Source organism: Paraburkholderia sp. A1BS-2L (assembly GCF_051125205.1).
Lineage (GTDB): Bacteria > Pseudomonadota > Gammaproteobacteria > Burkholderiales > Burkholderiaceae > Paraburkholderia.
In genome coordinates, this window is the sequence record NZ_CP120429.1 from 950866 (window position 1) to 963791 (window position 12926).

Consider the following 12926-nt stretch of genomic DNA (forward strand, 5'->3'; position numbering starts at 1 on the left):
CGCTGACGCGCGCAGCCCGCGCGGCATTCACCAGACGCCGGGCACGAACCGGTACTTCACCCGCTCCAGATAGGCGCGATAGCCCGGCAGTTCCGTAGCGAGCACACGTTCCTCGCGCACCGCGCGCCAGCCGATCCCCGCCACCATCAACGGCACGCAAGCGAGGCCCCACCACGAGCCGAGCATGAGCGGCGTGCCTGCCAGCAGCGGGATCGCGAACGCGTACATGGGATGGCGCACGTAGGCATAGGGGCCGCTATCGGTCACCGTGTGGCCGCGTTCGCGCTGAATCTTCACCACCGGCGCGGCGTAGCGGTTGGCCGCGAAGACCGCGCGCATGGCATACAGGCTGGCGAAGATCCCCAGCGCGCCGCACACGCCGAGCCAGAACGGCACATGCGACCAGCGAAAGCGCATGGCGTCGATGCCGATCAGGCACAGCCACGCACACCAGCCCACCGAGACCGCCATCATGAAGATGCGGTCCCAGCCCGCCTGCTCGCGCTGGGCGAAAGGCGCGAGGCGTTCGGCAAGCAGGCCGGGGTCGGTGCGCGCGAGCCACAGGCCGATCCACGAGCCCAGCGCGGCCCATTCGAGCAGCCAGAGCCATGCGGCGGCCCAGGCCAGCGTGCCAGCCGCGACGAACAGCAGCGCGCCCTGGAACACCAGCCAGACGAACGTCTGGACGAGCAGACGCTTGACGAGAGCGTTATCCAACGTGTCCTCCTGTGTCGTCATGATGCGCCTCGACACATACCTCAGCGAGCCGCACCCCGCCCTTGCACGCGCGCGAACAGCGCGCTCGTGTCGAAGCCCGCAGTATCCAGGCCGAACTGCTCGTTCAGGCAGCCCGCGAGTTCCGCTGCATTCGCGATCGTACGCTCGATCGTGCGCTGCCCCTTCGCGTCGCGCTCCGTATAGCGGTCGTTGAAAAGAATCGCGCGGCTGTCTTCGCGCGCGATGCAGGCAATCAGACTCTCCGTAAAGAACGATTGTGGCGACGCCGAGGTGAACCAGTTCGCCATTTCGTAATCGACCCATTGCGCGGGCGCATCGTCGAAGCGATAGACGTCGATCCAGTCATTGCCGTCGTACTGCTCGAGCTTCCACTCGCGCTCGCCGAGCGGCGTGAGCCGCGCGGGCTCGAGCAGCGTCTCTTGTGCGCCGCGCTCAGCGAACGCCAGCGGCGCACACAGCGACGCGCTGCCGAAGCCCACATCGGCAAGCCAGGCCGCACCGTCCACATGCACGCGCAGCAGCATGTGCGTGCGCGGCGTGATCGTGCCGGGCGGACGGCCGAACAGCACGCGCGCGGCCAGCGGCTCGATGCGAAAGCCCAGTTGCATGAGCGCATGCGCGAGCACAGTGTTGTGCTCGAAACAATAGCCGCCGCGCCGCGACGCCACGAGCTTGGCGAACACGTCGGGCGGCGCGACCGACACGCGGCGCGCGGCAAACGGATCGAGGTTCTCGAATGCAATCGCACGCGGATGCAGGCGGTGCAGCGCGCGCAGCACGTCGAGCGACGCGCGTCCTTCTCCGTTGTAGCCGATGCGCGCGAAATAACGATCGAGGTCGAAATGGAAATCGAGGTCGGACATGGCGGCGACTCGCTATTCGAAGGAATCGAAATGGCTCGAAAAAACAGCCGGAAGTTGCGATGATATTATGCCCGTGGACGACGCACCGAAAGATCCTGAACCATCTGCTGTACGAAATAATCGCAGGTGGGCCGGTTCGATTTCACACTGCGCGCAACAACGATGTCGAGCGGCTCGATCCTGGGCAGCCCCTGCGCCTCGCCCAGAATGTCGAAGCGCGGCGGCACGCTGCAACGCGTGAGCGCCACCACCGCGATGCCCGCCTCCACGGTCGCCATCAACCCCATCAGGCTCGCGCTGCTATAGGCCGCGCGATAGCGGATATGCGCCGCATCGAGCGCGGCCACCGTATGCGCGCGCGCCACGCTGCCGTGCTCGTACAGGCCCACCGGCAATGGCGACATCGCGAGCGGCGCGGGATCGTCGGGTGAGCCGACCCACACCATGTCCTCGCTGCGCACGAATTCGCCGCGCAGCTTTTTATCGCGCGTCACGAAGGCGATGTCGATCTTGTTGTCCGCCAGCATCGGGCCGAGCGCCACGCTCTGCGCGCACACGATCTCGATTTCCACATGCGGATAGAGCGTCGAAAAGCGCCTGAGCACCGGCGAGAGCAGTGCGGCCATGTAGTCGTCGGGCGCGCCCAGCACCACCCTTCCCGTCACCTCGGGCCGCACCAGCGCCGACCACGCCTCTTCCTGCAGATCGAGCGCGCGCCGCGCATATTCGAGCAGCGTATTGCCAGGCCGCGTGAGCGCGAGATTGCGCGTATCGCGCGTGAACAGCGTGGTGCCGAGCATCTGCTCCAGCCGCTTGATCTGCATGCTCACCGCCGCCTGCGAGCGATGCACGGTCACGGCCGCCTTCGTGAAGCTGCCGGCATCCGCGACGGCCGCAAAGGTGCGCAACAGGTCGAGATCAAACTCGGGATTCATGATTCATAAGTCCCGTTGATGGAATTCTTCAATTTAATTCGTTTGCCGATACCCCGCAACTGGCGAATACTGACCCGGTTTTCAACTCGCTTCCCATTTGCACGTTCCAGCCATGCAATCCGGACCCCACACCGGCCGCCGCGAAGGCGTCGTCATGCTCGCGGGCGGCGGGCTCCTGATGGGCACGATCGGCATCTTCGTCGAAGAGGCGCACCTTGGCGCGCTCACACTCGTGTTCTTCCGCTGCTTCTTCGGCATGCTCGCGCTCGCCGCGTATTGCGCGTGCAAGGGCTGGCTGACCCGAGGCCAGATCAAGCGCCAGTTCACGCGCCGCACGTTCGCGCTCGCGTTCGCCTCCGGCGTGCTGATGGTCACGCAGTGGGTGGGCTTCTTCGATTCGATTCATCGCACGAGCATCGCGGTCGCGACGGTCGTGTTTCACGTGCAGCCATTCTGGGTCGTGCTGATGGGCGCGGCGCTTTTTCACGAGCGACTGGGCGCGGACCGGCTTAGCTGGATCGCGATTGCCTTCGCGGGACTCGTGCTCGCCTCGGGCGTGCTAGCGGAAAGCCAGGTCGCCGACCATCCGCGCTATCTGATTGGCCTCGCCGAAGCGCTGGGCGGCTCCGTGCTCTACGCGAGCGTCACGCTGATCGCGAAGAGCCTGCGCGAGCTCCGCCCGCATCTGCTCACGCTGATCCAATGCGCGGTAGGAACGATCTGCCTGCCGCTCATCGCGCCCTTCATCGCACCGCTCGAATTCGCGCATATCGCGCCCGCACAATGGGGCTGGCTCATCGGCATGGGCGTGCTGCACACGGGGCTGTCCTATGTGCTGATCTACGGCGCGCTGCCCAAGCTCACCACGCCCGTGATCGCGGTGCTGCTGTTCGTCTATCCGCTCACGGCCATCGCCGTCGACGCCATCGTCTATGGCCGCGCGCTGAGCGCGCTGCAACTCGCGGGCATGGTGCTGATCGTGCTGGCGAGCCTCGGCGTGAATCTCGGTTGGCGCCTGCTGCCACCGGGGCTCGCGCTCAGGCGGCGCTGAAGCGCGTCGCCCTTGCGGGTCTAACGGCGATTCGCTGCCCGCTTCACGAGGGCAGCGTCTCGCCCTTCGTCTCCGGCGCGAACGGAATGATGAGCAGACCGAGCACGAACGCGAGCGCGGTGAGCGCGACCGGCACGCCCAGCGTGTGCATGTGCAGCACCGCCGCGCCCAGCAGGAAATTCACGCCCGCCCCCACGAAACGCCCGAACGACGTGCAGAACGCAAACGCCGTGGCGCGCACGCGCGTTTCGAACTGCTCGGGCAGCCACAGGCTGAACAGCGCGAAGTTGCCGCCGAAAAAGCCCAGCACGAACAGCAGCGCGATGAACGGCACGAGTCCGTTCTCGAGGTAATAGGCCCAGCCGAAGCTCGCCGCAACCGTCACGGCCATGCCCGCGAAATACACCGCGAGCGTCCACTTGCGGCCGATGCGCTCGGCCATCGGGGGCAGCGCGAGGCAACCGAGAATCGTGCCGATGGAGAGAATGCCGGTGGCGATGGACGCCGTGCGGATGGCCTCGGCCTTATTCGCGCCCGCGCGCGTCGCGAGCTGGATCACGGCGGAAGGCTCGTACACGGCACCGGCCCACAAGCCGATGATCGCGATGGTCAGGAGCGCGCAAGCCACCACGGTACGCACGCGATAAGCACTGCCGAAGATCTCGCGCAGCGGGTGGCCGCGATGCACGTGGCTGGCTTCGGAGCGCTTCCATGTCTGCGGCTCTTCCACGCGCGTGAGCACGAGAATGGCGACCACCACGGGAAGCGCGCCAGTGAGGAACATCGCGCGCCAGCCGAAGTGCACGCCCACCGTGTAATTGAGCGCGGCAGCAATAAAGAAGCCCGCGTAATAGCCAGTCTGCAAATAACCCGCGCCCATCTTGCGACGATCCTCGGGCCACGACTCGGCCACATAAGTGCCAGCCAGCGCCCATTCGCCGCCGATGCCCACGCCCGCGAGAAAGCGGAAGATGCCGAGCGCCCAGACGCTTTGCGCAGTGGCCGAGAGTCCCGTGAAGATCGCGAACATGAAAATCGTGCCGGCCAGCACGCGCGTGCGGCCGAAGCGGTCCGCCATCGGCCCCCAGATGAACGAGAGGCCCCAACCCACCAGGAACAGCGCGAACAGGATCGAGCCCGCAAGGCCGATGTTTGCGGGTGTGGCCGCATAACCCGAGCGCGGCAGCAACTCGGTGAGCGCCGGCGTGAGCACCAGCGCGTAGATGAAAGAGTCCATGCCATCGAGCGTCCAGCCTGCCCAGGCACCCCAGAAGCCCACGATCTGCGAGCGATTGAGGGGCGTTTTCCGGGCACGCTGCGCGGCCCCGGTTATCGAGTTCATACGCGTCTCTCTCCATGAGGTTTCTGCACGCGCCGCACTACCATGACGCATGCGCCAGCGACCCGCCTGGCTGCGGATTTCGGGTTTCCGAGACTTTCAAAGTCATCGTTTTATATATAATATTTGATCTCATGAGCCACGCAACGGATGGTTTTCCCCTGGAAGGTAGCGCCGAGGCTGCCCCACAGCCCCCCATGCAGCCCGCCCCGCAAGGATTGCCGGGCCTGCCGGGAGCAGCGGCGCCGCGCACCAGCACGTCGCGCATGATCGCGGATGCCTTGCGCACCGCCATTGTCGAGGGCACGCTCGCGCCCGACGCACCGCTGCGTCAGGACGCGATCGCGCGCCACTTTTCGGTGAGCGCCATTCCCGTGCGCGAGGCGCTGCGCCAACTCGCGAGCGAGGGCTGGGCAAGAATCGAGGTCAACAAGGGTGCATGCGTCGCCTCGCTCTCACGCGACGAAGCGCGCGAGATCTACGAGATCCGCTCGGCGCTTGAGAGCCTCGCGCTCGGGCTCGCGATTCCGCATCACACAGAGGCCACGCTGCGCGAAGTGAGCGCGCTGGCCGCCGCGGCCTCGCGCGAGCGCGATCCGTCGCTCTACGTGGCGCGCAACGAGGCCTTCCATATGAGCCTCTACGCGCCCGCCGGCCGCCCTCAACTGATGGAGATGCTCGCCACCCTGCATCGCCGCGGCGAGCGCTATTTGCGCCTGAAATTCGGCTTTCCCGCCTACAAGGGCGAATCGGATGCCGAGCACACCGAGATCCTCGACGCCGTGCAGCGCCGCGACATCCCCGCCGCGCAGGCGCTCGTGGCCACGCATCTGCTCGGCACGGGCGAATTGATCTACCGTTTCCTCACCGAGCGCGCAGCGGCGCAGCCGGCCGCCAAAAAACAGCGCGCCCGCGCTTCTTCTGCCTCTCCCGCAACACCCCGCTCACGGAGCCGAACTCCCGATGAAGCCTCAAGCTGAAACGCTCACTTCGCCCGATCTTGCCAATGCGGCGCCGCGCTCGTGGACCACGCGCCGCGATGAAAAGGCTCGCCGCCTCGCCGCCATTGCGGGCTGGCTCGAAGACGGCATCCTGCCCGCCGCGCGAACGACCGAAGCGCTAGAACTGCTGATCCGCCCCGGCGACCGCGTCGCCCTCGAAGGCGATAACCAGAAGCAGGCCGACTTTCTCTCGCGCTCGTTCGCCAAAGCCGATCCCGCGAAACTCAACAACGTGCATCTGCTGATTTCGAGCATCAGCCGCCCGGAACATCTGACGCTGTTCGAGCGCGGCATCGCGCACCGCGTGGACTTCTCATTCGCGGGTCCGCAGAGCCTGCGCGTCGCGCAGCTGCTCGAAGACGGCCGGCTCGAAGTGGGCGCGATCCATACCTACGTAGAGCTTTACGCGCGCATGTTCGTCGACCTGATTCCGCAGGTCGCGCTGCTGTGCGCGGAAAAGGCCGACCGCCACGGCAACCTGTACACGGGCCCGAACACCGAGGACACGCCCACGATTGCCGAGGCCGCCGCCTTCAGCCAGGGCATCGTGATCGTTCAGGTGAACGAAATCGTCGATGAGCTGCCGCGCGTGGACATTCCCGGATCGTGGGTGGACGTGGTCGTGCAGGCCGACCGGCCCTTCGCGGTCGAGCCGCTGTTCACCCGCGATCCGCGCCATATCGGCGACTTGCAGGTGCTCACCGCGATGATGGCCATCAAGGGCATCTACGCGCCGTACAACATCACCTCGCTCAATCACGGCATTGGCTTCGACACTGCCGCGATCGAACTGCTGCTGCCCACCTATGGCGAGTCGCTGGGCCTGAAGGGCAAGATCTGCCGCAACTGGACGCTCAATCCGCATCCCACGCTGATTCCCGCCATCGAGTCGGGCTGGGTCGAGAGCATTCATTGCTTCGGCAGCGAGGTGGGCATGGAGGCGTACATCGCCGCGCGCCCCGACGTGTTCTTCACCGGCAGCGACGGCAGCCTGCGCTCGAACCGCGTGCTGTGCCAGCTCGCGGGCCAGTATGGCGTCGACCTCTTCATCGGCTCGACGCTGCAGATCGACGCCGACGCGAACTCGTCCACCGTCACGCGCGGGCGGCTGGCCGGCTTCGGCGGCGCGCCGAACATGGGCCACGATCCGCGCGGGCGCCGCCACGCGAGCGACGCGTGGCTCAAGCTGCTCAAATCGGACGGCCCGCAGGCATCGATTGCGCGGGGCCACAAGCTGGTCGTGCAACTCGTGGAAACGTGGAAGAAAGGCGGCGAGCCGACCTTCGTGGACGAACTCGACGCCATCGCCGTGGGCGAGAAAAGCGGCATGCCGATCGCGCCCGTGATGATCTACGGCGACGACGTGAGCCATGTCGTGACCGAGGAAGGCATCGTGCATCTGCATCGCGCGGAAGGCATCGACGAGCGGCGCGCCGCGCTCGCGGCGGTCGCGGGCGTGACGCCCATCGGCCTGCGCGCGCAGCCGCAGAAGACCGAGGAACTGCGCCGCCGCGGCATCGTTCAGTTTCCCGAAGATCTCGGCATCCGTCGCGGCGACGCGAAACGCTCGCTGCTCGCGGCGCGCAGCATCGACGATCTCGTGACGTGGTCGGGTGGGCTCTATACGCCGCCCGCACGCTTTCGCAGCTGGTGAGCGCGATGCGCACGCTCTCCCTGGACCGGCTGGCCGAAGGCGCTGCGGCCTCGTATGGCGCGACGCCACGCAGCGCGTGCTCGGCCGCGCTCATGCCCGACGCGCAACTCGCGCGCTTCGCACGCGATGCGCTGATCGAGGAAGCGCGCCTCACGCCCAAGCCCGCGCTCGTGGACGCGCGCGGCAGCGGCGCACACGTCGATCTCGATCTCGCGACGATGCTGCGTTCCGCGCATGCGCTCGAACCCACCTTCGAGGCGCTCGCGCGCGCTGCGCGCGGCGCGACACCAGGCCACGCGCTGCGCACCGATCTCGCACGCATTGGCCGGGCCGGCGAAGCCGCAATGATGCGCGCGACCGGCGGCAGCAATGCGCATCGCGGCGCAATCTGGATCGTTGGCTTGCTGGTTGCTGGCGCAACGATTTCGCATACGCCGCAGAACGACATGGACGCGTTCGCACCGCATGCTGCGCAGATTGCCGAAACGGCGGCACGCATCGCGCGTTTCGACGACCTGCTCGCGCCCACCGTGCGGCAGCCCACGCAAAGCAACGGCGAACGCGTGCGCCAGCGCTACCACGTAGGCGGCGCGCGGCGCGAGGCTCAAGACGGCTTTCCGCACGTGATTCGCGTGGGTCTGCCTGCGCTCCACGCGGCGCGCGCACAAGGGCGCGACGAAGCGGCGGCGCGCGTGGACGCCCTGCTCGCCATCATGGCTTCGCTCGACGACACCTGCGTGCTGCACCGCGCCGGCCTCGCGGGCCGTGAGGCCGCGCAGGCGGGCGCGCAGCGCGCGCGCGACGCGGGCGGCATCGCCACGCGCGCGGGCCGCGCCGCGTTCGACGCGCTCGAACGCGCGCTGCTCGCGCTCAATGCATCACCGGGCGGCGCGGCCGATCTGCTCGCCGCGACGCTCTTCATCGACAGACTGGTTCACCACCGCATCGGCGGGAGGACGGTTTCATGGAACAACTGACATTCGACTATCCGGCGCAGCGCGCCGTGACGACGCGCGCCCACGTGGGCGTGGTGGGCTCGGGCGATCTCGAAGTGTTGCTGCAGCCCGCCGGCGACATGCAGGCGCGCGTGGTCGTGCATACGAGCGTGGACGGCTACGGCCATATCTGGAAGAGCGTGCTCGATCGCTTCTTCACGCGCTACGACGGCGCGGCGCTCATCGAGATCAACGACTTCGGCGCGACGCCCGGCGTCGTGGCGCTGCGTCTCGCCGAAGCCGTGGAAGCCGCGCAGGACAGCACGCAAGGAGACAAGGCATGAGCGCAGGCATCCAGACCCTGCTGCGCGAGAGCTTCATCGAACTCTCCGCGCGCGAGCGCGCCGCCGCCGTGCTCGACAAAGGCAGCTTCCGCGAACTGCTCGGCCCGTTCGACCGCATCGAGTCGCCCTGGCTCCCGCTGCAGGGCATCGTCTGCCAGGCCGACGACGGCGCCGTGATCGCGCGCGGCACGCTCGACGGCGAGCCCGCCGTGGTCTGCGCGATCGAATCGGCGTTCCAGGGCGGCAGCATCGGCGAGGTGTCGGGCAGCAAGATCGCCGCTGCGCTCGAGCTCGCACTCGCCGACTGCGAACGCGGCACGATCGTGCGCCCCGTCGTGCTGTTCGAGACCGGCGGCGTGCGTTTGCAGGAGGCCAATCTCGGCCTCGCCGTAATTGCCGAGATCCAGTCGGCGATCGTCGCGCTGCGCCGCCATGTGCCCGTGGTCGGCGTGATCGCGGGCATGGTCGGCTGCTTCGGCGGCATGTCGCTCGCGGCGGCACTGTGCTCGTCTCTCGTGATGACGAAGCAAGGACGTCTCGGCATGAACGGCCCTGAAGTGATCGAGCAGGAAGCCGGCATCGAGGAACTCGATTCGAGCGATCGCCGCCACGTGTGGCAGTTGATCGGCGGCGAGCAGCGTGCACGCACCGGTTATGCCGATGCGCTCGTGGACGACGCCGTCGACGACGTGCGCGCCGCCGTGCGCGCCGCGTTCGCACGCGGCATACCGCAAGCGCACCGCACCGTGCAGGTCGACGCCACGCTCGCGAAGCTCGCGCGGATCGGTCCCGCTAGCATCGCGCCCGACACCATGGGCGCGATGTTCGAAACGCCATCGTCCCAAACACACGGAGAGCCCGCATGAGCGAGACGAACTTGAGCCGGGGCGCGCTGTGGCTGCGCGCACTCGCAGGTGCGCCGAACGATGCGAGTGCGCACTGCGTGCCCTATGCCGATGCACCGCTCGATGGCGAGACGGCGCGCTTCATCACCGTCGCGCCCGACCCCGACAACCGTTTTCCCCGCGCGCGCGACAACGTGGTGGGCCTCGAACAGGGCTGGCGTCTCGCACAGGCCGTGCGTGGCGCGATCGACGAAGACGCCGCCAGCGGTACGCGCCGCCCGATCGTCGCGATCGTCGATGTGAAGAGCCAGGCGTATGGCTATCGCGAAGAGATGCTCGGCATCCACCTCGCCTGCGCGGCCGCCGTGGACGCCTATGCGAGCGCGCGCCTCGCGGGGCATCCCGTGGTGGCGCTGATCGTCGGTCCCGCCATGTCGGGCGCGTTCCTCGCGCATGGCTATCAGGCCAATCGCATCGTCGCACTCGATGCGCCCGGCACGATGGTGCACGCGATGGGCAAGGAGGCCGCCGCGCGCGTCACGCGGCGCAGCGTAGAAGACCTCGACGCACTCGGCGAGAAGATCGTGCCGATGTCGTACTCGATGGCCTCGTTCGCGAAGCTCGGGCTACTGGACGAATTGATCGCGGGCGTCGACGCCGACGCGCCAGACGACGCCCAAATCGCGCGCGTGCGCGAAGTGCTTGCGCGCAGGGTGCGCGAAGCCCGCAACGACCGCAGTGGTCTCGCGCATCGTCTTCAGGGTGAAGCGGCGCAACACACGCGCGCGGCATCGATCGAAGTGCGCAAGCGGCTCGCGCAACAGTGGGACGCCAGCTGATGCGACCGTGCGCCGCACCGCCGTTCGCGCCCGACACGCCATGCACGGACGAATCGCGCTGGCGCCCGCACGATCTGCTGCGGCTCGCGCGCCTCGCACCCGTGCCAGACGAGCCCACCTGGGTGCCGGAAGCCTTCGCGCGCGCGCCGTTCGCCGTCGTGCGCCGCGCTCAGGCGGCACCGGGCTTCGTGGCGGCGGGCTTGCGCGGCGGCACGCGTGCGGAGCGCTTCGGCACATGGGTCAATGCTGAGGATATCGAATCGTCTGTATCGCCCGAATCGCTGCTCGCAATAGCCCCCTCGCCAGAACGCGTGGCGTTAGCGGCATTCGTGGCCCTTGCGTCGCTGCGCGAAGCCCCAGGCCCGCTGCGCGACTTCGTCTGGGGACCGACCGGCAGCGCGGGGTTCGAATTGGCCACGCAGGTCCACACACCTACGGAATCCAGCGATCTTGACCTGCTGATCCGCATGCCCCGACGCAGCAATGCAGCAACGATCGCAGCGCTCGCCGCTACACTCGCACGCGCCGCGCAGCACGCCGGCACACGCGTGGACGCTCAGCTGGAAACGCCGGCGGGTGGCGTCGCGCTCGCCGAACTCGCGCAGTGGACGTCCGGCAAGGCGCGCGTGCTCGCGCGCGCGAGCGACGGCGCGCGCCTCGTCGCCGATCCGTGGCAAACATCATGAGTTTCGCCTGCCTCTTTCCCGGCCAGGGCGCGCAAAGTCCCGGTTACCTGCACCGGCTGCCCGAGCACGAGGTCGTGCGCGCCACGCTCGACGAAGCCTCGGCGACGCTCGGCCTCGACATCCTCGCGCTCGATAGCGCACAGGCCTTGCAATCCACGGTGGCGGTGCAAATCGGTCTCGTGGTGGCTGGCGTGGCGCACGCCCGCGCACTCGCCCAAGCGGGATTGACGCCGCAGTTCAGCGCCGGCCTCTCGGTGGGCGCGTATCCCGCTGCCGTGTGCTGCGGCGCGCTCGACTTCGCCGACGCGCTGCGCATGGTGCAAAAGCGCGCTGAGCTGATGGAGTCCGCCTGGCCGGCGGGCTATGGCCTTGCGGCAGTCTCGGGGCTCAGCGAGACGCAGGTGGAGGCGCTCGCTAACACAACCGCACCCACGCAGGACAGCGCCGCGCGGGCCAGCGACGCGCACGTCTATGTGGCCAACGTCAACGCGCCGCGCCAGATCGTCGTGGCCGGGGCCGACGCCGCGCTCGAAGCGTTCGCCACGCGCGCGCTCGCGGCGGGAGCACGCAAAGTTCAGCGGTTGGCCGTTTCCGTCCCTTCGCATTGCGAACTATTGGCCGACGCCACGGAACGGCTCGTGGCGTGGTCGCGCGACATTCCGGTTCGCTCGCCCGAAGGCGTCTACGTCGACAATCGCGGCGGCCGCCCGCTCCATGACGGCGATGCGATTCGCGCCGACCTCGCCACCAACATGCGTTATACGGTGCGCTGGTACGACGCGCTCACGGTCATGATCGAATCGGGGGCGACCGTGCTGGTCGAAGCGCCGCCCGGCCAGGTGCTCACCGACATCGCCCGTGAGCATTACCCGGAAGTCGCGGCATTGAGCGCGGCGACGCTACCGCTCGACCGGCTCGCGGCCACGGTGCGGCGGCGCCTGGGCGTGGATTGAGGATGTGCAGGCTATCGCTGTAAATCCGCGAATAATATATTTATGCGCATAAAGTCGAATTTTATTTTTAGCGCTATATTTTCTGACAGCGCAAATTCTGCCAAACAGCGCAGAATTCACTGCAACACACATCAAATCCCCTACTTTTTACGCAATTCCGGCATCACCACACGGAACGTCAGATTCACCCGCTCGCCGCCGCTCGCAGGTTCCTTGGGCACCCGGTGACGCCACTGCGCCTGCGTCTTGCCGCGCATCACGAGCAGACTGCCGCCCGCAAGCTGGAACGAGCGTGTCACACCGGTCGCGTTGTGGCGCAAGTCGAAGCGCCGCGTTGCGCCGAGGCTCAGCGAGGCAATCACGGGCTGCGGGCCGAGTTCGGGTTCGTGGTCGGCGTGCCAGCCCATGCTGTCGGTGCCGCTGCGGTAGCGGTTGAGCAGCACGCTGTTGAAGCGCACGCCGCAAAGCTCGGCAATCGCGTCGCGCAGTTCGGCCACGGCCGGCGTCCACGGCTGCGGCACATTGCGGATTCCTGAATAGATATAGATGGCGCCGGGATCGCCCTGCCATGCGGTCAAACGCGGCTGGTCGACCCAACCGCCCGGCGTACGGATGCGCTCCTGGCGCCAATCCGTTTCGGCGACGACGCGCGCAAGCCACTCGGCCGCCGCCGTGGGCGCGAGCCACGCGGGATGCCAGTCGACGTCGGGTTGCGGGGTATCGTCGAAGAGATCGAACATCAG

Annotated in this window: 14 protein-coding genes; 9 read left to right on the forward strand and 5 right to left on the reverse strand. The window is 67.6% G+C overall.

The genetic code is table 11. The annotated features are described in order from the left end of the window. Positions 1-27: 27 nt before the first annotated feature. The 3 genes from P5W98_RS19045 to P5W98_RS19055 form a co-directional block, all read right to left on the reverse strand. Positions 28-738: a methyltransferase family protein gene (locus P5W98_RS19045; protein ID WP_421073346.1), complete on the reverse strand. Its 711-nt coding sequence runs from the start codon at positions 736-738 to the stop codon at positions 28-30. A gap of 20 nt (positions 739-758) precedes the next feature. After that, positions 759-1601: an arylamine N-acetyltransferase family protein gene (locus P5W98_RS19050; protein WP_421026502.1), complete on the reverse strand. Its 843-nt coding sequence runs from the start codon at positions 1599-1601 to the stop codon at positions 759-761. A gap of 65 nt (positions 1602-1666) precedes the next feature. After that, entirely contained in the window at positions 1667-2536 is an 870-nt protein-coding gene (locus tag P5W98_RS19055; protein WP_421026501.1) for a LysR family transcriptional regulator, read from the reverse strand. Between the two features lie 112 nt (positions 2537-2648). On the opposite strand from P5W98_RS19055, the gene P5W98_RS19060 reads away from it, so the two are divergent. Next, complete coding sequence (locus tag P5W98_RS19060) at positions 2649-3587, forward strand: DMT family transporter (RefSeq protein WP_421026500.1); 939 nt, start codon at positions 2649-2651, stop codon at positions 3585-3587. 43 nt (positions 3588-3630) lie between these two features. On the opposite strand, the gene P5W98_RS19065 is transcribed toward P5W98_RS19060, so the two are convergent. Then, the gene (locus tag P5W98_RS19065; protein WP_421026499.1) at positions 3631-4929 is read right to left on the reverse strand and encodes an MFS transporter; all 1299 of its coding nucleotides are present in this window, start codon (positions 4927-4929) and stop codon (positions 3631-3633) included. Between the two features lie 131 nt (positions 4930-5060). Here P5W98_RS19065 and P5W98_RS19070 point away from each other — a divergent pair, with 131 nt between their 5' ends. The 8 genes from P5W98_RS19070 to mdcH are packed head-to-tail and all read left to right on the forward strand — an operon-like array spanning position 5061 to position 12183. Beyond that, entirely contained in the window at positions 5061-5906 is an 846-nt protein-coding gene (locus tag P5W98_RS19070) for a GntR family transcriptional regulator (protein ID WP_421026498.1), read from the forward strand. Continuing rightward, positions 5890-7581 (forward strand): malonate decarboxylase subunit alpha, encoded by a 1692-nt coding sequence (gene mdcA / locus P5W98_RS19075; RefSeq protein WP_421026497.1) that lies wholly within the window; start codon positions 5890-5892, stop codon positions 7579-7581. The genes P5W98_RS19070 and mdcA overlap by 17 nt, the downstream gene beginning before the upstream one ends. A gap of 5 nt (positions 7582-7586) precedes the next feature. Continuing rightward, entirely contained in the window at positions 7587-8558 is a 972-nt protein-coding gene (locus P5W98_RS19080) for a triphosphoribosyl-dephospho-CoA synthase (RefSeq protein ID WP_421026496.1), read from the forward strand. Beyond that, positions 8546-8860 (forward strand): malonate decarboxylase subunit delta, encoded by a 315-nt coding sequence (locus P5W98_RS19085; RefSeq protein WP_421026495.1) that lies wholly within the window; start codon positions 8546-8548, stop codon positions 8858-8860. The genes P5W98_RS19080 and P5W98_RS19085 overlap by 13 nt, the downstream gene beginning before the upstream one ends. After that, entirely contained in the window at positions 8857-9726 is an 870-nt protein-coding gene (locus P5W98_RS19090; protein ID WP_421026494.1) for a biotin-independent malonate decarboxylase subunit beta, read from the forward strand. Before P5W98_RS19085 ends, P5W98_RS19090 begins: the two co-directional genes overlap by 4 nt. After that, the gene (mdcE, locus tag P5W98_RS19095; protein WP_421026493.1) at positions 9723-10544 is read left to right on the forward strand and encodes a biotin-independent malonate decarboxylase subunit gamma; all 822 of its coding nucleotides are present in this window, start codon (positions 9723-9725) and stop codon (positions 10542-10544) included. Before P5W98_RS19090 ends, mdcE begins: the two co-directional genes overlap by 4 nt. Then, the gene (locus tag P5W98_RS19100; protein WP_421026492.1) at positions 10544-11230 is read left to right on the forward strand and encodes a malonate decarboxylase holo-ACP synthase; all 687 of its coding nucleotides are present in this window, start codon (positions 10544-10546) and stop codon (positions 11228-11230) included. Before mdcE ends, P5W98_RS19100 begins: the two co-directional genes overlap by 1 nt. Further along, positions 11227-12183: a malonate decarboxylase subunit epsilon gene (gene mdcH / locus P5W98_RS19105; RefSeq protein WP_421026491.1), complete on the forward strand. Its 957-nt coding sequence runs from the start codon at positions 11227-11229 to the stop codon at positions 12181-12183. Before P5W98_RS19100 ends, mdcH begins: the two co-directional genes overlap by 4 nt. A 140-nt stretch (positions 12184-12323) precedes the next feature. On the opposite strand, the gene P5W98_RS19110 is transcribed toward mdcH, so the two are convergent. Then, positions 12324-12923 carry an alpha-ketoglutarate-dependent dioxygenase AlkB family protein gene (locus P5W98_RS19110; protein WP_421026490.1) on the reverse strand — a complete coding sequence of 200 codons (600 nt, stop codon included), beginning with the start codon at positions 12921-12923 and terminating at the stop codon, positions 12324-12326. Between the last annotated feature and the right edge of the window lie 3 nt (positions 12924-12926).

What these genes read in the sequence shown, in the direction of transcription:
- P5W98_RS19045 (WP_421073346.1), bottom strand. Translation starts at nt 738, where the DNA reads ATGACGACACAGGAGGACACGTTGGATAACGCTCTCGTCAAGCGTCTG.
- P5W98_RS19050 (WP_421026502.1), bottom strand. Translation starts at nt 1,601, where the DNA reads ATGTCCGACCTCGATTTCCATTTCGACCTCGATCGTTATTTCGCGCGC.
- P5W98_RS19055 (WP_421026501.1), bottom strand. Translation starts at nt 2,536, where the DNA reads ATGAATCCCGAGTTTGATCTCGACCTGTTGCGCACCTTTGCGGCCGTC.
- P5W98_RS19060 (WP_421026500.1), top strand. Translation starts at nt 2,649, where the DNA reads ATGCAATCCGGACCCCACACCGGCCGCCGCGAAGGCGTCGTCATGCTC.
- P5W98_RS19065 (WP_421026499.1), bottom strand. Translation starts at nt 4,929, where the DNA reads ATGAACTCGATAACCGGGGCCGCGCAGCGTGCCCGGAAAACGCCCCTC.
- P5W98_RS19070 (WP_421026498.1), top strand. Translation starts at nt 5,061, where the DNA reads ATGAGCCACGCAACGGATGGTTTTCCCCTGGAAGGTAGCGCCGAGGCT.
- mdcA (WP_421026497.1), top strand. Translation starts at nt 5,890, where the DNA reads ATGAAGCCTCAAGCTGAAACGCTCACTTCGCCCGATCTTGCCAATGCG.
- P5W98_RS19080 (WP_421026496.1), top strand. Translation starts at nt 7,587, where the DNA reads ATGCGCACGCTCTCCCTGGACCGGCTGGCCGAAGGCGCTGCGGCCTCG.
- P5W98_RS19085 (WP_421026495.1), top strand. Translation starts at nt 8,546, where the DNA reads ATGGAACAACTGACATTCGACTATCCGGCGCAGCGCGCCGTGACGACG.
- P5W98_RS19090 (WP_421026494.1), top strand. Translation starts at nt 8,857, where the DNA reads ATGAGCGCAGGCATCCAGACCCTGCTGCGCGAGAGCTTCATCGAACTC.
- mdcE (WP_421026493.1), top strand. Translation starts at nt 9,723, where the DNA reads ATGAGCGAGACGAACTTGAGCCGGGGCGCGCTGTGGCTGCGCGCACTC.
- P5W98_RS19100 (WP_421026492.1), top strand. Translation starts at nt 10,544, where the DNA reads ATGCGACCGTGCGCCGCACCGCCGTTCGCGCCCGACACGCCATGCACG.
- mdcH (WP_421026491.1), top strand. Translation starts at nt 11,227, where the DNA reads ATGAGTTTCGCCTGCCTCTTTCCCGGCCAGGGCGCGCAAAGTCCCGGT.
- P5W98_RS19110 (WP_421026490.1), bottom strand. Translation starts at nt 12,923, where the DNA reads ATGTTCGATCTCTTCGACGATACCCCGCAACCCGACGTCGACTGGCAT.